General features: G+C 58.5%; 25 protein-coding genes. 11 read left to right on the top strand and 14 right to left on the bottom strand.

The annotated features are described in order from the left end of the window. Positions 1-19: 19 nt before the first annotated feature. The 9 genes from sctI (at position 20) to QRN50_RS13905 (ending at position 5735) form a co-directional block, all read left to right on the top strand. Positions 20-394 (top strand): type III secretion system inner rod subunit SctI, encoded by a 375-nt coding sequence (gene sctI, locus QRN50_RS13945; protein ID WP_003314135.1) that lies wholly within the window; start codon positions 20-22, stop codon positions 392-394. A gap of 8 nt (positions 395-402) precedes the next feature. Continuing rightward, positions 403-1209, top strand: a complete 807-nt coding sequence (gene sctJ / locus QRN50_RS13940) for a type III secretion system inner membrane ring lipoprotein SctJ (RefSeq protein WP_096126761.1) — start codon at positions 403-405, stop codon at positions 1207-1209. Next, positions 1209-1736 (top strand): type III secretion protein, encoded by a 528-nt coding sequence (locus QRN50_RS13935; protein WP_096126760.1) that lies wholly within the window; start codon positions 1209-1211, stop codon positions 1734-1736. Before sctJ ends, QRN50_RS13935 begins: the two co-directional genes overlap by 1 nt. Positions 1737-1770: 34 nt before the next feature. Then, on the top strand, positions 1771-2352 hold the full coding sequence (sctL, locus tag QRN50_RS13930) for a type III secretion system stator protein SctL (protein WP_004406552.1): 582 nt from the start codon (positions 1771-1773) through the stop codon (positions 2350-2352). Positions 2353-2435: 83 nt separating this feature from the next. Beyond that, positions 2436-2660, top strand: a complete 225-nt coding sequence (locus QRN50_RS13925) for a type III secretion protein (RefSeq protein WP_003314139.1) — start codon at positions 2436-2438, stop codon at positions 2658-2660. After that, positions 2638-3078: a type III secretion system protein HrpG gene (locus QRN50_RS13920; protein ID WP_004418828.1), complete on the top strand. Its 441-nt coding sequence runs from the start codon at positions 2638-2640 to the stop codon at positions 3076-3078. Before QRN50_RS13925 ends, QRN50_RS13920 begins: the two co-directional genes overlap by 23 nt. 1 nt (position 3079) lies before the next feature. Beyond that, positions 3080-5185 carry a type III secretion system outer membrane ring subunit SctC gene (gene sctC, locus QRN50_RS13915; RefSeq protein ID WP_024642736.1) on the top strand — a complete coding sequence of 702 codons (2106 nt, stop codon included), beginning with the start codon at positions 3080-3082 and terminating at the stop codon, positions 5183-5185. Beyond that, a complete protein-coding gene (gene hrpT, locus QRN50_RS13910; protein ID WP_003314144.1) occupies positions 5182-5385 on the top strand; it encodes an HrpT family type III secretion system protein in 204 nt (67 codons plus the stop codon). The genes sctC and hrpT overlap by 4 nt, the downstream gene beginning before the upstream one ends. A 2-nt stretch (positions 5386-5387) precedes the next feature. Continuing rightward, positions 5388-5735, top strand: coding sequence for a negative regulator of hrp expression HrpV (locus QRN50_RS13905; protein WP_003339817.1), 348 nt, complete (start codon positions 5388-5390; stop codon positions 5733-5735). Between the two features lie 602 nt (positions 5736-6337). Here the strand turns inward: QRN50_RS13905 and QRN50_RS13900 are convergent. The 14 genes from QRN50_RS13900 to sctW all read right to left on the bottom strand — a co-directional run bounded on the left by QRN50_RS13900 (position 6338) and on the right by sctW (position 19901). Then, positions 6338-7198, bottom strand: coding sequence for an HNH endonuclease (locus QRN50_RS13900; protein ID WP_004406544.1), 861 nt, complete (start codon positions 7196-7198; stop codon positions 6338-6340). After that, positions 7195-8898, bottom strand: a complete 1704-nt coding sequence (locus QRN50_RS13895) for an AAA family ATPase (protein ID WP_024659973.1) — start codon at positions 8896-8898, stop codon at positions 7195-7197. Before QRN50_RS13895 ends, QRN50_RS13900 begins: the two co-directional genes overlap by 4 nt. A gap of 531 nt (positions 8899-9429) precedes the next feature. Then, positions 9430-10509 (bottom strand): type III secretion system export apparatus subunit SctU, encoded by a 1080-nt coding sequence (sctU, locus tag QRN50_RS13890; RefSeq protein WP_004406538.1) that lies wholly within the window; start codon positions 10507-10509, stop codon positions 9430-9432. Beyond that, positions 10506-11300, bottom strand: a complete 795-nt coding sequence (sctT, locus tag QRN50_RS13885; RefSeq protein WP_003339813.1) for a type III secretion system export apparatus subunit SctT — start codon at positions 11298-11300, stop codon at positions 10506-10508. Before sctT ends, sctU begins: the two co-directional genes overlap by 4 nt. Further along, entirely contained in the window at positions 11301-11567 is a 267-nt protein-coding gene (gene sctS, locus QRN50_RS13880) for a type III secretion system export apparatus subunit SctS (protein WP_004406535.1), read from the bottom strand. A gap of 7 nt (positions 11568-11574) precedes the next feature. After that, entirely contained in the window at positions 11575-12228 is a 654-nt protein-coding gene (gene sctR, locus QRN50_RS13875; RefSeq protein WP_004406534.1) for a type III secretion system export apparatus subunit SctR, read from the bottom strand. After that, positions 12225-12623, bottom strand: a complete 399-nt coding sequence (locus tag QRN50_RS13870) for a FliM/FliN family flagellar motor switch protein (RefSeq protein ID WP_024638522.1) — start codon at positions 12621-12623, stop codon at positions 12225-12227. Before QRN50_RS13870 ends, sctR begins: the two co-directional genes overlap by 4 nt. Next, positions 12613-13329 (bottom strand): type III secretion system protein, encoded by a 717-nt coding sequence (locus tag QRN50_RS13865; RefSeq protein ID WP_096126759.1) that lies wholly within the window; start codon positions 13327-13329, stop codon positions 12613-12615. The genes QRN50_RS13870 and QRN50_RS13865 overlap by 11 nt, the downstream gene beginning before the upstream one ends. Next, a complete protein-coding gene (gene hrpP / locus QRN50_RS13860) occupies positions 13326-13898 on the bottom strand; it encodes a type III secretion system protein HrpP (RefSeq protein WP_096126758.1) in 573 nt (190 codons plus the stop codon). Before hrpP ends, QRN50_RS13865 begins: the two co-directional genes overlap by 4 nt. Before the next feature lie 6 nt (positions 13899-13904). After that, the gene (locus tag QRN50_RS13855; RefSeq protein ID WP_003339800.1) at positions 13905-14351 is read right to left on the bottom strand and encodes a hypothetical protein; all 447 of its coding nucleotides are present in this window, start codon (positions 14349-14351) and stop codon (positions 13905-13907) included. A gap of 2 nt (positions 14352-14353) precedes the next feature. Further along, entirely contained in the window at positions 14354-15703 is a 1350-nt protein-coding gene (hrcN, locus tag QRN50_RS13850) for a type III secretion system ATPase HrcN (RefSeq protein WP_011266891.1), read from the bottom strand. Then, positions 15700-16674 (bottom strand): type III secretion system inner membrane ring subunit SctD, encoded by a 975-nt coding sequence (gene sctD / locus QRN50_RS13845; protein WP_054092896.1) that lies wholly within the window; start codon positions 16672-16674, stop codon positions 15700-15702. The genes hrcN and sctD overlap by 4 nt, the downstream gene beginning before the upstream one ends. 33 nt (positions 16675-16707) lie before the next feature. Then, positions 16708-18795 carry a type III secretion system export apparatus subunit SctV gene (gene sctV / locus QRN50_RS13840; RefSeq protein WP_011266893.1) on the bottom strand — a complete coding sequence of 696 codons (2088 nt, stop codon included), beginning with the start codon at positions 18793-18795 and terminating at the stop codon, positions 16708-16710. Beyond that, positions 18795-19901: a type III secretion system gatekeeper subunit SctW gene (sctW, locus tag QRN50_RS13835; protein ID WP_192873870.1), complete on the bottom strand. Its 1107-nt coding sequence runs from the start codon at positions 19899-19901 to the stop codon at positions 18795-18797. Before sctW ends, sctV begins: the two co-directional genes overlap by 1 nt. A gap of 39 nt (positions 19902-19940) precedes the next feature. Here sctW and QRN50_RS13830 point away from each other — a divergent pair, with 39 nt between their 5' ends. Together QRN50_RS13830 and hrpL are read left to right on the top strand one after the other, a co-directional pair. Beyond that, complete coding sequence (locus tag QRN50_RS13830) at positions 19941-20168, top strand: hypothetical protein (RefSeq protein ID WP_161938940.1); 228 nt, start codon at positions 19941-19943, stop codon at positions 20166-20168. Continuing rightward, positions 20143-20697, top strand: coding sequence for an RNA polymerase sigma factor HrpL (hrpL, locus tag QRN50_RS13825; RefSeq protein ID WP_058398998.1), 555 nt, complete (start codon positions 20143-20145; stop codon positions 20695-20697). Before QRN50_RS13830 ends, hrpL begins: the two co-directional genes overlap by 26 nt. Positions 20698-20737 lie beyond the last annotated feature (40 nt).

Raw genomic sequence — 20737 nt, 5'->3', positions numbered from 1 at the left:
CGCCTGACGGAGAACTCACGTGACCATTTCCCACCTTGGTAATGTTAAAAGCATCTCGCCGGAACTCGGGCAGGATGTGCCACAGGGGCTCGTTTCAGAACCGGCCCAGGCGGATGTCGACATCTTCACCGCTGCCACGCAGCCGGACGGCGTTTCGAGCGGAGCGCCGCTTTCCGAGCATATCGCCAGTGCAATTTCCGGCGGTCTGGGCGAAACCGAAAAAATGTCTCAGCAAGCAATGCGGTCGATGAAGAAAGCCTCCGGGACTGGAGATGCGCTGGATATCGCGGCGATGACCAGGACCCTGTCGCAATGCTCGTTGCAGACTGCGCTCACGACCAAGGTGGTGAGCAAGACTGCGCAGGCGCTCGACAAGCTGACTAACTTGCAGTAGAGGTTTCCGTGAAATTTCTGAGCGCAGGGCTGCTGCTGATTTGCATGGTATTGCTCGGCGGCTGCAGTGATGAAACCGATCTGTTCACCGGCTTGTCCGAGCAGGACTCCAACGAGGTCGTTGCCCGTCTTGCCGATCAGCATATCGACGCGCGCAAACGTCTGGAGAAAACCGGCGTTGTCGTCACCGTCGCGACCAGCGACATGAACCGCGCTGTCAGGGTGCTCAACGCTGCCGGCCTGCCACGCCAGTCTCGCGCCAGTCTGGGGGATATCTTCAAGAAAGAAGGGGTCATTTCGACCCCGCTCGAAGAGCGCGCCCGCTACATCTATGCCCTGTCTCAGGAACTCGAAGCGACGCTTTCGCAGATAGACGGCGTCATCGTGGCCAGGGTGCACGTGGTACTTCCGGAACGCATCGCACCGGGTGAACCGGTGCAACCTGCCTCTGCTGCGGTGTTCATCAAACACTCCGCAGCGCTTGACCCGGACAGCGTGCGTGGGCGCATTCAACAGATGGTCGCCAGCAGTATCCCCGGCATGTCGACGCAATCGGCAGAGTCGAAAAAGTTTTCCATTGTGTTCGTACCGGCTACCGAGTTTCAGGAAACCACGCAGTGGGTCAGTTTCGGACCGTTCAAGCTGGACAGCGCCAATCTGCCGTTCTGGAACCTGATGCTTTGGCTGGTGCCGGTTGGCCTGGCGGTGTTGCTGCTGATCATGGCGCTGCTGTTGCGCAGTGACTGGCGCGCCTCGGTCCTTGGGCGGATCGGCCTTGCCGGCCGTAGCCGCTCGACCGTACCGGCGCGCGCGTGATGGACCTGACCGCCGAGGACTATTGGACTCAGTGGTGGTGCAATCCCTGGCCATGGGCGCATCCGGGCTGGCAAAGCCGGTTCGCCGAGCGCTGCGGACTGACCGTCAGCGACTGTGAAGCCCTCATGGTCAGCCGTCACGGCGTGTTTCTGCAGAGTGTCGGCATCATGCCAAGTCAACCGCCGATGCCTGCAGAGCCGGTGTTGAACTGGCTGGCGCTGACACCCGCGCAGCGTGATCAGGCGCTGGATCTGGCGCAGCGCATCTGTTTTTCCCGTAACGAAAGCGACGGCCATGACGGGCAGTGGTGCTGGGCGCTGACCAAGGCGTTGCGCCCTGGTGTCTGGCTGGAGCTGGAGCATGAAGATGCGCGCTTGCTGTTGGGTGCCTGGCTCGGGCCTGAGTATTGGCCGCGATTGCGCCTGGCCTGGGCGCCCGATGAGGTCGCCGAGAGGCCTTGCGCGGCCCCCGAAAATAAACTTCAGACGCTGTGGCAGGCTGTTCTATGGCGTGTCACCACGGCCTGAATATCCGCCTCCCTCTGCATCAGGAATTCGCACCATGCTTGCCAAACGCAGTATTACCCTGACTGCCGACGCAGTGCTGCCCGAGCCAGTATTGCGCCGTGAAGACATCGCCAACAGTCTGCTGGCTCGCGATATTCTGACTGGCGCGCAACGTCAGGCGGAGCAACTGCTGGTACGTGAGCAGGCTAATGCCGATCGTCGGCATCAGGAGGCGCTTGCGCAGTTCTGGGAGCGCGCCAATGCCTTTCTGGACGAGCTGCATGTCCAGCGCGAAGCCTTGCAGCAGCAGGCCATGACTGCTGTAGAGGAACTGCTGACTGAGGCATTGAGCCAGTTACTCGACGAAACGACCCTTGCCGAGCGTGCTCGGGCACTGGTCAGGAACCTGGCAGCCAGCCAGCTCAACGAAGCAGTGGCCACACTCAGCGTTCATCCAGAGATGGCCGAGCCGGTCGCCGAATGGTTGGCAGAGAGCCGTTTTGCCGAGCACTGGGCGCTCAAACGGGATGCGACGCTGGCCACTGAAAGCCTGCGCCTGAGCGACGCCAACGGCGCTTTCGAAATCGATTGGGCAACGCTGCGCAATGGGCTGGCAGGCGCGGAGCCGGCTGCCTGAAACAGACTCTTGCGGCGAAAATGGAACCGCTCCACCTGTTTGCTCCACTCAAGGTTTGAACCTTTCTGATGGAGTATCAGGACATGATAAATTTCAAATCTCTGCAAAATAACCTCGATTCCACGCTCACCCGCGCGTTGTCCGACGTGGATGACGTGCTGGACGGGGGCAATGGGCATTTCACCGCCGACGACATCGATGCCTTCAGTGAGGCAAGCCAGCAGGCTGCGGTCAGCTCCAACATCGCTGATCAATGCCAGCAGGCTGGTTATAAAATGACCAAAAATGTCATCGATGGATTTCAGTGAGTTCGAGGAGGTCGTCGGCCTGTGGCGTGATCAGCGTCCGGCGAGCCCGCTCGACTGCTGGGTCGACGACGCCAACGCACGGCTGGAAAGGGTGGGTGGCGGAGTCCGTTGCAGCATCGAGTTACTCGACCCCTATGACGCCAACGACCCTCAGCGTATCGAAGCATTGCTCAGTCACGGCGGTGCCAGCCTGGCGTGTGCCTGTGACGGCGCGTTCGCCATCGATCCGCAAACGCGCTGCATGGTGCTGGTCAGCTGGATGCCTGGCCCCTGCAGCCTTGCCGATCTGCTGAACCGTCTGGAAAGCCTGGCCAATCAGCGCGCGGCCTTGCTCAGCCTGATGCACACCACTCTGGTCAATTCCGTGCCCGCCTTAGCCGGGCGCACGACCCTCAATCACCGGCAACCGGGAGTTTGAAATGCGCAAGGCCTTGATGTGGTTGCCTTTATTGTTGATCGGGCTGTCCCCCGCCACGTGGGCGGTGACTCCCGAAGCCTGGAAACATACGGCTTACGCCTACGATGCCCGGCAGACCGAGCTGGCGACAGCGCTGGCCGACTTCGCCAAGGAATTCGGCATGGCGCTGGATATGCCGCCCATTCCCGGGGTCCTCGATGACCGGATACGCGCTCAGAGCCCGGAAGAGTTTCTCGACCGCCTGGGCCAGGAATATCACTTCCAGTGGTTTGTGTATAACGACACGTTGTACGTCAGCCCCTCCAGCGAGCACACCTCGGCACGCATCGAAGTGTCATCCGACGCGGTAGATGACCTGCAGACTGCCTTGACTGATGTAGGGCTGCTGGACAAGCGCTTCGGGTGGGGGGTACTGCCGAACGAGGGCGTGGTTCTGGTTCGTGGCCCGGCAAAATATGTGGAACTGGTGCGCGATTACAGCAAGAAAGTCGAAGCGCCGGAAAAGGGCGACAAGCAGGACATCATCGTATTCCCGCTCAAGTACGCCAGTGCCGCGGACCGCACCATTCGCTATCGCGATCAACAACTGGTGGTCGCCGGGGTGGCCAGTATTCTCCAGGATTTGCTGGATACCCGTTCTCGTGGCGGGTCGATCAATGGCATGGATCTGCTGGGGCGAGGCGGTCGCGGTAACGGCCTGGCGGGCGGTGGCGGCCCGGACGCTCCGAGTCTGCCGATGAGCTCCAGCGGCCTCGATACCAATGCGTTGGAGCAGGGCCTCGATCAGGTGCTGCACTATGGCGGCGGCGGCGGCAAAAGCGCTGGAAAAAGCCGCTCTGGCGGTCGGGCCAACATCCGTGTAACGGCCGATGTCCGTAACAACGCCGTGCTGATCTACGACTTGCCCTCGCGCAAGGCCATGTACGAAAAGCTCATCAAAGAGCTGGATGTTTCGCGCAACCTGATCGAAATCGACGCCGTGATCCTCGACATTGATCGCAACGAGCTGGCAGAACTGTCCAGCCGCTGGAACTTCAATGCCGGGAGTGTCAACGGGGGCGCCAACATGTTCGACGCTGGCACCAGCTCCACCCTGTTCATTCAGAACGCCGGCAAGTTCGCTGCCGAACTGCATGCGCTGGAAGGTAACGGCTCAGCCTCGGTGATCGGCAACCCGTCCATTCTTACCCTTGAAAACCAGCCGGCCGTGATCGACTTCAGTCGCACCGAATACCTCACCGCGACGTCGGAACGCGTGGCCAATATCGAGCCCATCACCGCTGGCACCAGTCTGCAGGTGACTCCGCGCTCGCTGGATCACGATGGCAAGCCTCAGGTGCAACTGATCGTCGATATCGAGGATGGTCAGATCGACATCTCCGACATCAATGACACGCAGCCAAGTGTGCGCAAAGGCAATGTCAGTACCCAGGCCGTCATAGCCGAACACGGTTCACTGGTCATCGGCGGTTTCCATGGCCTTGAAGCCAACGACAAGGTCCATAAGGTTCCGTTGCTGGGCGACATCCCCTACATCGGCAAACTGCTGTTCCAGTCCCGCAGCCGTGAACTGAGCCAGCGCGAGCGCCTGTTCATTCTGACGCCAAGACTGATTGGCGACCAGGTCAACCCGGCTCGCTATGTGCAGAACGGCAACCCTCATGATGTCGATGATCAGATGAAAAGGATCAAGGAACGGCGTGACGGCGGTGAGCTGCCTACCCGCGGCGACATTCAGAAAGTCTTCACGCAGATGGTCGATGGCGCTGCGCCAGAGGGCATGCATGATGGCGAAACACTGCCCTTTGAAACCGACAGCCTGTGTGACCCGGGTCAGGGCCTGAGCCTCGATGGCCAGCGTTCGCAATGGTATGCACGCAAGGACTGGGGTGTGGCCGTCGTGGTAGCGCGTAACAATACCGACAAACCGGTGCGCATCGACGAGAGTCGTTGCGGTGGTCGCTGGGTCATCGGCGTCGCCGCCTGGCCCCACGCATGGCTGCAACCGGGCGAGGAGAGCGAAGTGTATATCGCGGTACGTCAGCCACAGATATCGAAAATGGCCAAAGAGAGCCGGCCATCACTGCTCCGGGGGGCAAAGCCATGAAGATCAGCAGCGTTGCAGTCGTGTTGGTGGTGTTTGCTACCCTGACCGGGTGCGCCACCCACGGTTGTTCGGGCACTGCCTGCAAACGTCCGGACTCCACCAGCCGCGAACTGGTCATCTGGTGGCCCCCGGACATGCGTGACGGTCTTGACGATCAGGACCACGAGCGCGATTACACCGTCGTGAAGTTAAGGGACTAGACATGATTGAGGTCGAGGAGAAAACAGCGTTCTACTACAACGTTGCGGCACAGAGTCCTGCGGTCTGGCCGGTGGCAAACGGAGTCTCGTTCGTCAGCCGCCGCGAGCACCATGACTGGGGCATTGCGCTGCACATCGAGGGTCGAGCGCTGCGTCCCGAACAACTCAGAGAGGCGCTGCAACTGAGGTTTTCAGAAGCCGAACGATTCAATGACTACTTTCTGTTCCTGGATATGCGGCGTGATTTCGTCGTGTGGCACGCGGTGAGCGACGCCCCCCATGCCGTCACCAATCTGGATGATATCCGGCGAAACGAACTGATACTGGCAGGCCTGGATCATCTGGCTTAGGAGATAACAACCGCATGAAAAAAAGACCGCCCCAGTGCAGATGGGGCGGTCTTTTTTTGGGGCAGCTGAAAGCTGCGAGCGGCAAGCCTCAAGCAGTATTGGGGCATCTTGCAGGACGCAGTCAGTAGCAGGAGATAATACGCAGGGAATGGGAGAGGGCTGGTGCATAAGCAACCACCAGGCTCTATACGTAAAGTGGCTTCGCTCGGTGATGCTGCGTTAAAAACAGGCTCGAGCGCGAGTCCGATCGGAATGCTCATTTACAACACGTAGAGTCGAACGCGACCCCGGCCGTTCCTCGCCTGTTTTTGCCTTGCCTGACCTTCGCTCCTCGACTTTTCGTACAGAGCCTAAAGTCAGTAGGTCAAGATTGCAAAGTGGTATGAACCCCTCGACGTAGTTCGGGACCTGATTTCAGATTCATATCCGCTTTAATGAACAGTATTTGATTGACCTGAAAGATGAGTGATCAACTCCCTACCGTACTAACATCCACAACATACGTGGGCTATCTTTTCGGGCTGACGGTAAGCCCGTCAGCTATTGCATAATCTAATCTATTGCGCAAATGCCATGACGGGCTCCCAGTAGGTGAATGGGGTCTAGATAAGCCGATGCGCTCCATTGGACCTCAGCGGTTTGCTCACAACGTGCCGTTGGAGTTCCCGCACAGCATCCTGGTTTTTAAGAACACCTTGATAGAAGGCCGTCGCCCAATTATTAGGGTATGGATCGCATTCTCGCTCGCTGAGCCTGGACTCAAATATAGATTTTATATCGCAGGGCTTGCTCTGGGCAATCCTAATCCAATGGCGGTATTGTTCATCGCAGTAGTCCACGATTCGCTGCTTGATATGCAGGTTTTTTAAGTGAGAACTTATTCTCTTCTCATCAACATCTGTAATGCTTTCTGGAATACTGAAGGCCGGTGAGAAAACAAGCTTTCCCTTCACGATCGTTACCTCAATCTTAAACCTCAGTGTCGACAACGCAGGGCTATAGATAGGATGAAGAAAGAACGACTGATTTTCATTTTCACAAAAATATTTCACCCCTTTTATTGGGGCGCAGTCACGACATTGAGGCACCAGATTATCAGAAAAAATCGAATATTCCGGCCAACGCTCTTTCGGTAAGAAATGGTCGAGCGTTTCCGGCGCTCGAGGAAATCCACAATAGGGGCACTCATCCAGCGTATGATCATGACGGCGAGCCTCTAACAGTGTTTTTAACGCAGCTGGAGGGCGCTCATAAAAGTCTATCAGTACGTGGCCAGAAAGTGAGATCCCGCTTTTTCGTGGCTCTGTTTGATAGTCCTCAATAAAACCGTCAAACTCTTCATAGCGCTCGCGAACGGCATACTTAATAAATCCAAGTATGGCAGTGTTTTTTTTAGCTGAGCCAATAGCCAATTCAAACCAAGAGCAACCCGGTCCAGTGCGAAGGTATGAGAGGTCCTTCATTTCGGCCTCCGCTCAATATCCGGCTCCACATCATTCTCACCCGCGATAAGTTTACCGCTCAGATACGCCAGTGCCTCGTCTCCTACCTTGGGACCGAGCTTCTCAAGGGCCTCCTCGGGACTCGCGCAATCGGCGACAGCTTCGTCAATTGAGTCTTCGTAGGGCTTGCGCGTCTGATAGTCATCAAACGCCAGTCCCATGATGACTTCCACGGTCTGACCAAATGTTTCAAAATTGGGTCTCGAAACATCTGTCCTATCCTCCACCTTTCGCAGCACCGAAATCGCAGACCGCTCCACCTCTCGCGCTAATATCGTCGAATGCGTAGCAATGATCGCGTTGGATTTTGTCGCGGCAAGCAACTGCTTCAGCATATCCAAAAGCCCGACCTCCATTGACGGGTGGAGATACAGTTCTGGCTCGTCAAGGATGAGCAGGCTCTCCTCGTCCACTTCGGCGACTAAGTTCGGCAGCAGGTAGGAATAGATGGTCTGCCCGGAACTCAGAGGAACCGTTCTACCTCCTTTTAGGAATTCGATACCCGCCGCGTAATTAAAATCCTTGCGCGTAGCGAGACTCAGCCGTACCGCTTCCGTGGTGCGGCTAAGCACTATCGACGAATCATCTGAATTGAAAACTTGAACTGCATCAAAATCAATGGAGTGGGACAACGTATCAAACAGCAGCTCGAAACGGCTACCGCCAGTCCATTCGTTATCTGCATCATATTGAACGATACGATGGAGTGCTCGAGCGCTACTTTCTTTAGGCCACGTCAGGGAAAACTTACCCTCAGGGTCACGGAAACCAATGTAGACATATTCATTGACCAGTCGCCTGCGTCGTTCTTGCTCATCTTTAGCTGTCAGATCACTTTCGTGACTGTCGTCAGTCTGGGCCATGGCTTGGTTTGGCAAGGCATTTGACAGCTCAACCTCGGTTTTGAACGACTCAAAGGGTGAATAGGCTGCCACAATGACTTTATGGAAGAAGGGCCAGCTCTCAGCATGTTTTTCCACTCCCGTAACCAAATCTATCAAGTGGCGGAGGACGTGGCTTTTTCCGACACCGTTCCGGCCAATGAGTAAGTTGATATTGGTACGACCTAACTGCCTGGCGTTGTCAAAATTAAATTCGACAGCGTCAAAGTTATCCGGAAGTCCCTCCAGCTTGAACGAGAACTGTTCCTGCGCTTCATAGCTGCCTAGCGCTATCTGATAGCCTTTTTTTAAGATGGCCTTAGCAAGGCGATCTCTGAACAGGGACAGCTCGAAACCCTCCCAGTTTGAAAAATCTCCGTACGCATGCAGATTATAACTCCCGTCACAAATCTGACGCAGGTAGTCTTCTGCCCTCTGGGGAATGAGAGCGTGGATCCTACGATAATAATCAATGTCGGATGATAGCGAGACCACCTTTTTATGATCCAACAGTTTCGTAATTCGAACGCTTTCTCCGACTTTATCATGGGATGTTAAAAAATAAATTGAAGAGTCATCATAACCATTCACAAGTAACTTGGTGCGCCCCAAGGACTCGCGCCTGCCATGCTCTACATGATAGACCTGAAAGGTGACGATATAACCAAAGTCATCCCAGGCCTTGGAATAATAGGTGCCAATGTGATCTTGCAGTAGATGGATGCCATCAATGTTGTCAATGTTAAGTGCGGTTGAAAAGTAAAACTCTATCCCTGGCATGCATAAGTCCTTTTAAAAATTTTCCCAACTACTTTAAAACAGCCTACGCTTGGCAATGTTCCACTGCAAGCCCTTTGCAATGCATCAAGCGGGTGCCACATCGCCGACTATACTGACCTCTCAGCACAGCGCGCAATGGTATTCAAACAACCCCTTTACTATCCGCCAATCGTCCAGCCCAATTAGAACGACGCTTTATCATCCAGGTTGAGTCTCTGTGCAAGCGTCAACTGACCCACCGCCGACACCTGGTATGGATAGCCACTGTCAATCATTCAAGGCGCTTTCATGGCATACACAGCTCCCGAGGGGCTTAGTCCTAATACAACGATTTACCGATACATGGACCTGGCCACACTTCTCCTTGATTCGTCAGCGACTCCTGTTCTTCGCGGAGGTCATTCATGAAGGCCTCCTCGAGGGGATGCTCATGGATCTGGATAGTTTAATGGACAGTGGCATGGCAGAGATGCTCGAACATGCCGTAAACAAGTACAGCTGCATTTTGGTTCGTCAGTGGACAATAAGCCATCACAGCTCGACTTCAACCTGAATCACCTCATCGGTGACTTCATCCAGCTGCCGAACCACTTTGTAGATGTGACCGACAGCTTGCAGGGTGGGCCGGGGGATATATTTTCCGACCTTGGAGCGGTACAGCGTCCTGGTCAGCCAGATGCTCTGCACCACCGGGATGCCGGCTTTTTTGGCGCGGGCAATCAATGCCAGGGCTTCCTCGTCTTCACCTTTGCAATGAATCAGCGGCAGAGGCGTTTCGCCTGGTCGGTAATACAGGGCCACCGCGTAGTGCGTCGGGTTGACCAGCAGCATGTCGGCGTCTTCCACCGGCTTGGGCGCAGCACTGGGCTCCTGATTGAGGATCTCCTGGGCAAGTTGCCGACGATGGCCTTTGACGTGGGGGTCGCCTTCCGATTGCTTGTACTCTTTCTTGATGTCCTCGTGGCTCATGCGCAGTTTTTTCGCATGGAAGTATTTCTGCATGGCGAAGTCGATCATCGCGATCGCCAGCAGCAGCCCCAATATCACTCGCAAAATATGCCTGAACAGCTCGACCAGGGCATGCCAGTAGGTCGTCAGATCGCTGTTGGCCAGCAACACCAGGGTGCCCAGCACAGGTTTGACTTGCACATACAGCGTCGCGCCGATGGCAATGGCCTTGAGCACACTGAGCAGCAGGTTGAGCAGGTTTTGCCCGGAAAACATCTGTTTGGCGTGGGAGAACGGGTTGATCTTGTTGGGATCGATCTTCAGCGCCTTGGGCGCGAACAGAAAACCGATCTGCATCCAGCTGCTGATCAAACGCATGAGCATCGCTATACCGACGCTGCACAAGGTAAAGCTGAGCAGTACCGAGAGTCCTTCGCTGGCGATCAGCTCGACCGACGCGGCAAAGCTGCGGTCGATGCCTTGAAAGGACAGCGACAACAGCGCCTCCAGTCGGTTGACGCTTTCATCAGCCAGGGCCAGGGTAATTTCACTGACGGCCATCAACACCAGCAGTTTGCCGAGGTCCTGACTCTGCCCGACCTGACCCTTTTCCCGCGCGTCGCGCAGTTGCTTGGGCGTGGCCTTTTCGGTTTTTTCGCTCACGGCACTTGCACCAGAAGCGTCAGTAGCGACTTCAGATCAACCAGCTTCAACAATTGACCGGTGCCCAGTTCCAGCAGCGTCGGCAGATAGATCAGCAGAAAAGCGAGGCCGGCCATACTCTTGGCCGGCATGGCGAGGATCGAAACGTTCAGCTGTTGCGCATACAGACCAATGATCGCGAACGCCGCTTCGATCAACAGCAGCAGCGCAATGAAGGGCGCCGCGTACAGCAGCATGTGCTGCATCGTCTGGTTCAACTGCTCCAGAAAGACATCCAGGCCGCCAGCGTTCATGCCCGGCATCCAGGCCGTTGGAGGCCAGACGCTGTAGCTGTCCCAGATGATCTGAGTCATCAGCGAAAGCCCCCCGGTGAGGATTACCAGCATGATCAGGGTTTCTTGAAACAATTCGCCCAGTGGCGTGGCGTCAGGGCCCAGCGCCGGGTTCAACTGGCCGCCGCTGAGCGCACCGCGCTGGCTGTCGAGCAGCGCGCCCACCGAGGCGAACATCCAGAATGGCGCATACAGCAATAGCCCCAGTAGCGTGCCGAGTACCGCTTCCTTGATCAGCAGGCCGCCGATTGCGAACCAGTTGTCGTCGAGGGACTCCAGAGCCTTGCTGATGGCCGGTGCCGGGATCATCGCCATCACCGCCACGACGGCATAACGCAACGGGCCTTTCAGGTATTTGAAGCAAAAGGCTGGCACCAGCAGCATGCAGGGCATCAGCCGCGCCATTGCCAGTCCCATGCCCAGCATGAATTGAAAGGCGCTGTGCGCGTCGAAGGGCATTTAGTGACTGACCCCGGAGCGGGCAATCAGGTCGAAGGCCATATTGATGAACTCGATCAGCTCGACGCCGATCCAGCGGCCGGTCATGGCCAGGGTCAGTCCGACGGCGCCCAGTTTGATGCCGAAGGGCAATGTCTGATCCTGAATCTGCATGAGTGCCTGCAGCAGCGAGGTGACCACACCCACCAGCACCGCAACGGCCAGCGGCGGGGCGGTCAGGATGACGACCAGAAACATGCCTTGCTTGAACAACGCCAACGCTTCCATGACCGCCTCACATGTAGGAATAGAACAGGCTGTCGAGCAGACGCGACCAGCCCGATACGAGCACGAACAGCAGCAGTTTGAGCGGCAGCGACAGTGTCATCGGCGAGACCATCTGCATGCCCAGTGCCAGCAACAGGTTGGAGACAATCAGGTCAATGACGATGAAGGGGATATAGATCAGAAAACCGATCTCGAAACCGGCCTGCAATTCCGACAGCACAAAGGCCGGGATCGCCAGCAGAAGATCGTCTTTGCTGGCCTGATCGGCCATTTCCTTGGGCCACATGCGCTGGGTATTTTCCAGCAGGTGGGCCACGACGTCCGGATCGGTGTTGCGTGTCATGAAGCGTTGCAGCGGCTCGATGACGACTTTGAGGCTGCTCTGCAGTTTGTCGGCGTTGCTCAGTTCCAGCGGGTGTTCATGGACCCGCTGCTGTATGTCATGCGCCACCGGAGCCATGACGAACATCGTCGCGGCCAGGGCGATGCCATACAACGCCATGTTCGGCGGTACTTGCTGAACGCCGATCGCATTGCGGGTGATCAGCAGCGTCATGGCGATCTTCAGAAAGGCGGTACAGACGATCAACAGGAACGGGATCAGCGACAGCGAGCCGAGAAACAGCGCCAGCATGATCGGGTTGATGCCCTCCATGATCATGAGCGCGCCACCAGCCGGGTAATCTGCAAACCGAGGCGGCCTTCGACGTCGACCAGTTCGCCTTCGGCAACCACCTGCTCGCCATGGCACAGCGTGGCGTGGCCTGGCGCGATGCCGCTGACTTCGAGAATGGTTCCGGCGTCCAGTCGGCGCAGTTCGGCAAGGGTTAATCTGAGCTCGCCGCAGCGCAAGGTCAGGTCCAGCTCCAGTGAGTCGAGCATCGGCGACTCATGGTGGTCTCCTGACTGCTCTTCATGCTCCGGTTCGTCCGCATACCCGAATGCCTGCTCGGCGTGTTCGTCGTCATGCGGTTGCTGATCAGCCTGTTCAGGCACCGGTTCTTCATAGTCGTCGAGCATCTCGACGTCGTCCTGATACAGGTCTTCAGTACTCATGGTGACTGTGCTCCTCATGACTGAGCTGCAGAAAAAGATGCTGTGCCTGTTGGTCGGTGCAGGCCGCCCATTGACGGCCAGCGAGTGTCACGGTCCCTTGTCCGGCGCTGTCGAACCGGCAGCGGGCAGGCAGCACGACGTCACCGGGGCGTAGCGCGGCGATTTGTTCCAGGGTCAGTGACAGTTCGCCGACGATCAGCGGTGTCGCCACCGACCAGGATTGGTCCACGTCACGCTTCAAGACTTGCCAGTCAGCCGAACCCAGAAGCCTGAGCAGGGTGGCGGGTGCGGCGTGCAGGTAGGCATCCAGTCGTTCGCTGCCCAGCCGCACGTGAACCCGGCAGCCGATGGCCGGCTCGGTCGGGGCGTCGGAAAACGGCGCAACAGGCGCCAGCAGGTCGGCAATCACTGGGCTCAGGCGCTGGTTGAATAGCTGCCAGTACCAGGCCTGGTGCTCGCCGCCAAGCGTGAAAGGTATTTCGCCCAGCAGGCTGAGCAACGCTTCGGCATCGCTCAGTAACAACGGGCCGACCGCAGTATTCAACCAGACACCGTCTGCCGGTATCCGCGCGTCTTCGAGCTGCGGCAGCAGGCTCAGTTCGGCGTGCTGACCGCGGGTGCTGAAGCCCAGGCGCCGTCCGGCGCCGAGTGCGCGGGTGGCTTGGGCCAGCAGGGCGTCGACCTTGCGCAGACGCAGGGCGCTCATGCTGTGAAGTCTTCATGCATGTCCAACTCGACATCCTGCCCGAGTGCCTGCGCCAGCGAGTCCCGGCATGCGCCGACCTGGCCCTGCAAGCGCTTGAGAACGTCACGTCGGCCAAAGCCCAGTTGAATGCTCCAGCGGTTTTCGGATTTGCTGGCGTTGACCCGCACGCTGCCCAGATTGGGCATGAGCAGGCTGAAGGCCAGCGGACCGTCCGGCTGATCGGGCAGACGCTGCGCCAGCTCGTCGATCAATTGAGTCGGTACGTTTTCGGACTGTGCAGAGAAGGCCACACCGCTGCCTCCGAAGCCCTGCTGATTCGGCTCTTCGCCTACCTGCGGTATCAGCAGTTGCGAGAAGAACATGCCGTCGGCGCTCATCGGGCTGTCGGTCACTGAACGGTTCAGCGCGAAACGAACCTTCTGCACATCGCCGCGAGGCGCCCCGGTAAAGGCTGGCGGCTGGTCATCGAACCTGGCGGGCTGACGCAGCGAAGGCAGGGGGCGCGAGGTGGCCGGCGGGGCACTCGGCGCGGGTGGCGCTTTGGCAGGGGTTTTGATCGGTGCGGTCATCGTCACTTAACCTTCTTCGTTGAGCGTCTCCTCCATGCAGGCGAGTTTCTCGACCGCGCGCTGAGACGCCTTGGCTTGCAGCCGTTTCTGTTCAAGCAACGCCTGTTGTTCAGCTACTCGCATTTGCTGTTGCTGCACGTCCTGGCGGATGTAAGCCAGGCGGTCGAGCATGGTTCTTTCCTTTTCGTGCCAGCCGTCGACATCAGTCAGGCTGAGCGTCTTTTGCAAATGCGCATGGGACAGACTCTCGCGGCGGCGCTTGTGGTTGTCGCGTTCCTGATTCAGCGACGCCCTTGTCTCTGCTAAGTGGTCGAGCATCGATTTCAGTTCCAACTGCGCCTGGCGATGGGCCCGCTCGGCACTGGCCTGACGATGTTGGCGCAGTGGCGTGAGCAGACCGATCACCTGCTGCAGAGCGACCTGTTGCGGGTCGTCTTCCAGTGGTTCGTCCATGACTACTCCGGCAGTTGAGAGGTGAGTTGCAGCAGCCTGTCGAGGGTTTCCTGCAACGGCACGGGTTCACGCAGGTCCTGGCGCAGGAACGCGTTTATAGCCTCGTTCAGTTGCACGGCACAGTCGGTGACCGGGTCGGCCCCGGCCTGGTATTCGCCCAGGCGCAGGAGCATTTCCACTTGTTTATAGGCGGCCAGTAACTGGCGCAGGCGATTGTTCGCCCGTTGATGTTCGCGACCGGTGACGTTGCTCAGGATCCGGCTGATGCTGGCCGACACATCGATTGCCGGGTAGTGCCCGCGCTCGGCCAGTTTGCGCGACAGTACGATGTGCCCGTCGAGCAACGAGCGCACTTCGTCGGCGACCGGATCGTTCATGGAGTCCTGTTCGATCAGTACTGTGTAAAGCGCGGTGATCGAACCGTTTTCGCTCATCCCGGCGCGTTCCACCAGCCGTGGTAGCAGGGTATACACCGAGGGCGGCAGACCGCCGCGCCCCAGCGGCTCGCCCGAGGCAATGCCGATTTCCCGTTGCGCGCGGGCGAAGCGGGTCAGCGAGTCGAGCAGCAACAACACTTTCTGGCCGCGGGCGCGAAAGGCTTCGGCAATGGCGGTCGCGGTGAACGCAGCGCGGGCGCGCTCCATGCTGGAACGATCGGATGTCGCACAGACCAGCACCGAGCGACGGCGCAGGGTTTCGTCTAGTTCGTGGTCGAGAAACTCGCGCAGCTCGCGGCCCCGTTCGCCGATCAGGCCGAAAACGATGACGTCACAATCCATGTTGCGCGCCAGTTCGGCCATCAGCGTGGTCTTGCCGCAGCCTGCTCCGGCGAACAGCCCGACACGCTGGCCCTCGCCGAGCAGGATCGCACTGTCGATGGCGCGTATCCCGGTGGGTAAGGCCCGGGTAATACGCGGTCGCTGGGTCGGCGGCAGGGCGTCGGCGATCACCGGCAGCGTCGTGCGGCGGTCCTCGGGGCCGGCGAAAGCACCGAGGCAATCGCCCATCAGCGGGCGCCCGAAACCGTCCAGTACACAGCCGAGCAGGCTGTCATCGACGCCGATCCGGTGTGCCACGCCCAGCGGGCGGATCGGCGCGCCGACCTGAATACCGTCGGGTGGGCCCAAGGCACTGAGCAGCGTGCATTCCTGGGTGAAGCCGACGATTTCGGCCAGCAGCAACGAGCCGTCGGCTTTGCTCACTTCACACAGATCGCCGACCTTGGCCGACGGAATCTTGCACTCCAGCAGAATCCCGCGCACGGCGCTGACCCGGCCAATGACGCGCACCGCGCAGTACTCGCTCAAACGCCTGGCGTGGGCGTCTTTCCACAGGTTCAGTGCTGCATTCACCAGTTCACCTCGATATGGCGATTACCGTCGAATTGCAGACGCTGATTGTCGATACGGGTGAGGCGCAGGCCATCCACTTCATCGCCTACGTACACACGTCGACCGTCGGCAGTCACCAGGTGCGCATGCGGCCCGGTCATGATCTGAACCACCACAAAGGGCAGGGTGTTGCGATTGCTGCCCACGTTGTCCAGAACGGTGACCGGCGAGTCGTACAGGGCCTTGAAGCGCTGAAGCATGCGCTGGTAGACCAGCAGCGATTCTTCTTTCAGATCGCCGTTGAGAATCAGCCCGTCGGGCGTCTCTTCCACGCTGACGTCGGTCAGCAGGCGGTCGCTGAGCATGGTGCTCAACTGGTGGCGGACGGCATCTGCGCTGCTCAGGCGTATGCGGTTGTCGGTCACAGGGTTTGCCGCCCTGGCTGGCGCCTTGGGTGTATCGGGCGAGGCCTCTGTCGTGGCGGCCGCCAGGTGTGCCGGGCTCTGATCCATCGCAATAGCGGGCGGGCGAGTCAGGCTCCAGGCGCTGCCGATGACGCCCACCAGCAGCCCGGCGATGATGCCCGTGGTGCGGTTGAGAAACTGCGAGCGGGACTTGACCTTCTCCAGCGGCACGTCGTTGCGTGCCGGCCCGGATTCGGCCTCAGGCTGTTTGGGAATCACGGCGGGCACCGAGGGCCACTCATCGCCTGCAGGCGAAACGCACAGCCACACCGAACCCAGCATGAAGGCGTTATTGAGCGTCAGGTCGATGCTCGGCCGGGCGTTGCCCTGTTCGTCGCAGACCGCGCCTTGTTCAGCGTTCAGTGTCCAGTTGTCGTCGACACGTTGCAGGCGGCAATGCAGGCTTTCCACGCCCGCATCGTCCAGCGCCAGATCGTGTTGCCCGGCAGAGCCAATCGACCATTGCTCACCGATCAGCGGTAATGCCGCGCCTTGGTGCTGGCCGTTCAGTACGCGTAATTCAAACATCTGAAAGTCTCCGTGCATTCAGGCCTTACAGGCTCAGGCAGCGTGCTCGTTGTCCAGCGCCTCGAGATCGTCTTCAAGGTCGAATCGACCCATGACCTTGACCTTGGCCGCGTTGCTGATTTCCGCGAAAGATAGTACGGGTACATGGTAGAACTCCTCCCTCAACAAGGTACGCAGAGGGCTGCGCAGATCCTGTGCCACCAGCAGAACCGCCTGTTCGGGAGCTCGTACCGGGAAGGCAATGTGCAGCTGTTGCACGAGCATCTGGCTGATCTCGTTGCTCAGCGCGAAGAATGTTTCGGTTTGCGTCTGGCGCAGGCCATCACGCAACAACCCCTCGCTTTCCGGCGTCAGCAGCCACACTTGCAGGCCTTCGGCACCGCAGTACTGGTGGTAGATCTGCGACTTGAGCGCAATGCGCACATAGTCGGTCAGCACATTGGTATCGCGTTCATGCTGACAGTGCTCGATCAGGGTTTCGGCAATGACCCGGATCGCCCGCAGCGGCACACACTCCGAGGCCAGGCGTTGCAGGACAGCCGAGAAGCGCGTCAGGGTGAGGACCCGTTGCATTTCCTGAGCGAGTTCCGGTTGCTCGGACTCCAGCCAGCCGAGGATGGCTTTGGTTTCCTGCAAGCCGATGAACTGCGGTGCGCAGGACTGCAATGCGCGCTCCATGCGTTCGATGATCAGGGTTGTGGAGCTGACCGGGTTCAATTCGCCGGACTGCTCGGCAGGCAGCCAGACCCATTGATCTTCCTGGCGGTCGGTATTGCCCGGGATGGCTGCCGGAAGGTTTTCACCTTCCAGCTGGCGCGCTTCCACGGCGACATGGCTCTGCGTAAAGGTGGCCTTGAGCATCGGTACGTCATAGACGGTGAAGCGAAACTCGTCCGGGGCAATGTCATCGACGTGCTCGATGATGAACGAAGGCAGGGTCAGGCCGTACTGCACCACCAGACGGTTGCGGCGCTTGCGTATTTCGCTGACCAGCGCTTCGATCTGCGCGCTGTCCTGACCGGGGTGGAATTGCAGCACAAACTGGCGGCTGGGCGAAAAGGTACGCAGGTCTTCCTTGCCGTTCATTTCTGGCGCCACAGTGGCTGTACGTTGCTCATCGGCCTTGGGTTTTGCCCGCTGCAACTGCAGCAGTCCACCGGCACCGCAGATGATCGCGATGGTGATGAAAACACCGGTCGGCATTCCCGGCAGGGCAGCGAAGCCAAGCATGGCCACCGAGGCGATGATCCAGGCCTTGGGCTGACTGGTGATCTGTTCGGCGATCTCGCGGCCGATGTTGGCTTCCACACCCGCCTCGGTGTTGGGCACGCGGGTGATGATCATGCCGCTGGTCACGGAGATCAGCAGCGCCGGAATCTGCGCGATCAGGCCGTCACCGATGGTCAGCACGGTATACAGCTGCAAGGCGTCGCCCGCCGCCATATTGTGTTGCAGCACGCCGATGGAAATGCCGCCGATCATGTTGATGGCAACAATGATCAGGCTGGCGATCGCATCGCCGTTGACGAACTTCATGGCGCCGTCCATCGCACCGAACAACTGGCTTTCCTTGTTCAGTTCGGCGCGTCGTTTACGGGCCTCGTGGACGGTGATCAGGTTGGCGCGCAGGTCACTGTCGATGGACATCTGCTTGCCGGGCATCGCATCCAGAGTAAAACGCGCACCGACTTCGGCGACCCGTTCCGAACCTTTGGTGATCACCAGAAAGTTGACCACCGTCAGGATCAGGAAGATCACCAGACCCACCGCCAGGTTGCCGCCCACCACGAACTGCCCGAATGCCTCGACGATGTGCCCGGCGTCCTGGTTGAGCAGAATCAGCCGCGTGGTGGAAACCGACAGGGCCAGGCGAAACATCGTGGTCAGCAGCAGCACGGCAGGGAAGGTCGAGAACGCCAGTGGCCTGGGCAGGTGCATCGCCAGCATGATCAGCAGGCAGGAGATGCAGATATTCACGGCGATCAGCACGTCGATCAACCCGGTGGGCAGCGGCGTGATCATCATGAACACGATGGCGATCACAAAAAACGCACCGACCAGTTCCGAGCGGCGCATGGCCGACAGCGCGACCATGTTCAGAAAGTTGATGACCCGGTTCATCAGGCAAGCCCCTCGTATAGTTGCTTCTGTTCCTTCTGCGTAAGCTCGGCCATCAGCGTGAGTAGATTATTCAGCGCGGCATGGCGGCTTTTCAGGTCCCGCCAGAGCAGGATCGGCAACTGCATCAGCATCGGCCGCAGGCCATTGAGAAAGGCCAGCTGGTGTTCGAGCCTGTTGCCCCCGATGTGCTGGGTCAGTTGCAAGGTCTGATTCACATTCATGCCATTGGCCGTCAGGGTCAGCATGTGTTTGAGGAAGGCCGGCGGGTCCACCGTCAGTTTGGGATTCTTTTTGCGCATGCGCCCCAGCAGATGTTCGCAGCCGCGCAGCAACGTAGTGACATGGCGCGCGGTGGTCAGGCCATGCATCAGCGTGCGCAGTTGTTCATGGGAAGCCGACGGGGTAATCGCCGAAAGATCGTCGGCGATGGCGATGCGCATGTCGCGCAGGTTCAGGTCGAACTCGCCGGGTTCCTGTTGCTCGCCAATCAAGGCTTCGATCAAGCCCGTGACATTGGGTTGTCCGGAAACCGCTACGCCATACAGATTGCGTAAGGCAGTGCGGCGCTTGTTATCGATGTTCTGGCGCCCGAAGGCTCTTGCGGTATTGATTCCGGCGCGGGTACGCGGGCCGAATTGGCGGCGCAGATGTTTAAGCGTCTGGGTCAGCGCTACATATTCTGCTTCCGCCCCATCGTCTTCTGCCTGTTTACGCGCTGCCTGCAACACCACGTGAGCCTTGGCAGCGTCACCGTCAGCGAACTCCAGAACCTGTTCCAGATCGGCGTCGTTGTCCTGCAGCAGTTTTTTTCGCAGCAGTCTGGCGGCGTTATCCAGCCCGGTGTCGCTGGCGCTCATCAGCAGCTGATAAAGCTCGCCCAGCTTGACGGCCCGCGACTGCAGCGCGTTCCTGCTCGCGATCAGTTCCCGCTCGCGCAGTATCCGGCTGTGCTGCACCAGGGCTGCGGCGAAGCGCGAAACCTGCAGTGACGAGGTGCCTTTTTCATCAGGCAACCCGCCGCCGGGAATCGCTCGCACAGCCGGTGTGATGGCGCGGATTGGCGCTACCGAACGAATGGGCAATGTAGGCGGGGCGACAATTTTCATAGGACGATTCTGGGCCTGGTGTGACCGCTGAGTGGGTCGTTGGCCCGGTTCGGTTCCCTGGTGGCGAAGGCTCATGCGTTTGTGCCAAAAGCTGCAGAGCTAAAAATCGTGTTGCGCAAAAAAATGTATTACAAAGAATTTCATATTTTAAAATATTTATACAAATCATGTGGTTATGATTATTTTTGGGCTGGCATGGTTATCGCTATAGGACTTGCACTCCATCAATTGAGGCAAGCCCATGCTCCCGAATCTTGTGATCCTTGATGCAACCGAACCACGCCAACCATCGTCGTCCACCGGTATCCGGCAATTGACGGCCGATCAGGTCCAGATGCTCAGGGCGTTCATCCAGAAGCGGGTGAAGAACGCCGATGATGTGGATGACATCCTGCAATGCGTGTTTCTCGAGGCGTTACGCAATGAGCACAAGTTTCAGCACGCCAGCAAACCGCAAACCTGGTTATGTGGCATTGCGCTGAATCTGATCCGCAATCACTTCCGCAAAATGTATCGCCAGCCCTATCAGGAAAGCTGGGAAGACGAAGTCCATACCGATCTGGAGTGGAACGGCGATATCACCCATCAGGTAGACGGTCACCGACAGCTGGCACGCGTCATAGAGGCCATCGATTGCCTGCCGACGAACATGCAGAAGGTTCTGGAAGTTTCGCTGGAAATGGACGGCAATTATCAGGAAACCGCCAACACGCTCGGTGTTCCGATCGGCACTGTCCGCTCCCGACTGTCCCGGGCGCGGGTGCAGCTCAAGCAACACATAGACCCGTTCGCCTGAGTGCTCATCTGTCTGGAACCAACTTGCACGCAAAACCACA

The sequence above is a fragment of the Pseudomonas sp. MEJ108 genome (assembly GCF_030208985.1).
In the GTDB taxonomy this organism is placed as follows: Bacteria; Pseudomonadota; Gammaproteobacteria; order Pseudomonadales; family Pseudomonadaceae; genus Aquipseudomonas; species Aquipseudomonas fragariae.
The sequence above is the reverse complement of the archived record's forward strand: the minus strand, read 5'-3'. Positions and strand labels throughout refer to the sequence as shown.

Coding starts and splice junctions, on each gene's coding strand:
- QRN50_RS13935 (WP_096126760.1), top strand. CDS start 1,209: ATGGACCTGACCGCCGAGGACTATTGGACTCAGTGGTGGTGCAATCCC.
- sctL (WP_004406552.1), top strand. CDS start 1,771: ATGCTTGCCAAACGCAGTATTACCCTGACTGCCGACGCAGTGCTGCCC.
- QRN50_RS13925 (WP_003314139.1), top strand. CDS start 2,436: ATGATAAATTTCAAATCTCTGCAAAATAACCTCGATTCCACGCTCACC.
- QRN50_RS13920 (WP_004418828.1), top strand. CDS start 2,638: ATGTCATCGATGGATTTCAGTGAGTTCGAGGAGGTCGTCGGCCTGTGG.
- sctC (WP_024642736.1), top strand. CDS start 3,080: ATGCGCAAGGCCTTGATGTGGTTGCCTTTATTGTTGATCGGGCTGTCC.
- hrpT (WP_003314144.1), top strand. CDS start 5,182: ATGAAGATCAGCAGCGTTGCAGTCGTGTTGGTGGTGTTTGCTACCCTG.
- QRN50_RS13905 (WP_003339817.1), top strand. CDS start 5,388: ATGATTGAGGTCGAGGAGAAAACAGCGTTCTACTACAACGTTGCGGCA.
- QRN50_RS13900 (WP_004406544.1), bottom strand. CDS start 7,198: ATGAAGGACCTCTCATACCTTCGCACTGGACCGGGTTGCTCTTGGTTT.
- QRN50_RS13895 (WP_024659973.1), bottom strand. CDS start 8,898: ATGCCAGGGATAGAGTTTTACTTTTCAACCGCACTTAACATTGACAAC.
- sctT (WP_003339813.1), bottom strand. CDS start 11,300: ATGCCCTTCGACGCGCACAGCGCCTTTCAATTCATGCTGGGCATGGGA.
- sctS (WP_004406535.1), bottom strand. CDS start 11,567: ATGGAAGCGTTGGCGTTGTTCAAGCAAGGCATGTTTCTGGTCGTCATC.
- sctR (WP_004406534.1), bottom strand. CDS start 12,228: ATGATCATGGAGGGCATCAACCCGATCATGCTGGCGCTGTTTCTCGGC.
- QRN50_RS13870 (WP_024638522.1), bottom strand. CDS start 12,623: ATGAGTACTGAAGACCTGTATCAGGACGACGTCGAGATGCTCGACGAC.
- QRN50_RS13865 (WP_096126759.1), bottom strand. CDS start 13,329: ATGAGCGCCCTGCGTCTGCGCAAGGTCGACGCCCTGCTGGCCCAAGCC.
- hrpP (WP_096126758.1), bottom strand. CDS start 13,898: ATGACCGCACCGATCAAAACCCCTGCCAAAGCGCCACCCGCGCCGAGT.
- QRN50_RS13855 (WP_003339800.1), bottom strand. CDS start 14,351: ATGGACGAACCACTGGAAGACGACCCGCAACAGGTCGCTCTGCAGCAG.
- sctD (WP_054092896.1), bottom strand. CDS start 16,674: ATGTTTGAATTACGCGTACTGAACGGCCAGCACCAAGGCGCGGCATTA.
- sctV (WP_011266893.1), bottom strand. CDS start 18,795: ATGAACCGGGTCATCAACTTTCTGAACATGGTCGCGCTGTCGGCCATG.
- sctW (WP_192873870.1), bottom strand. CDS start 19,901: ATGAAAATTGTCGCCCCGCCTACATTGCCCATTCGTTCGGTAGCGCCA.
- hrpL (WP_058398998.1), top strand. CDS start 20,143: ATGCTCCCGAATCTTGTGATCCTTGATGCAACCGAACCACGCCAACCA.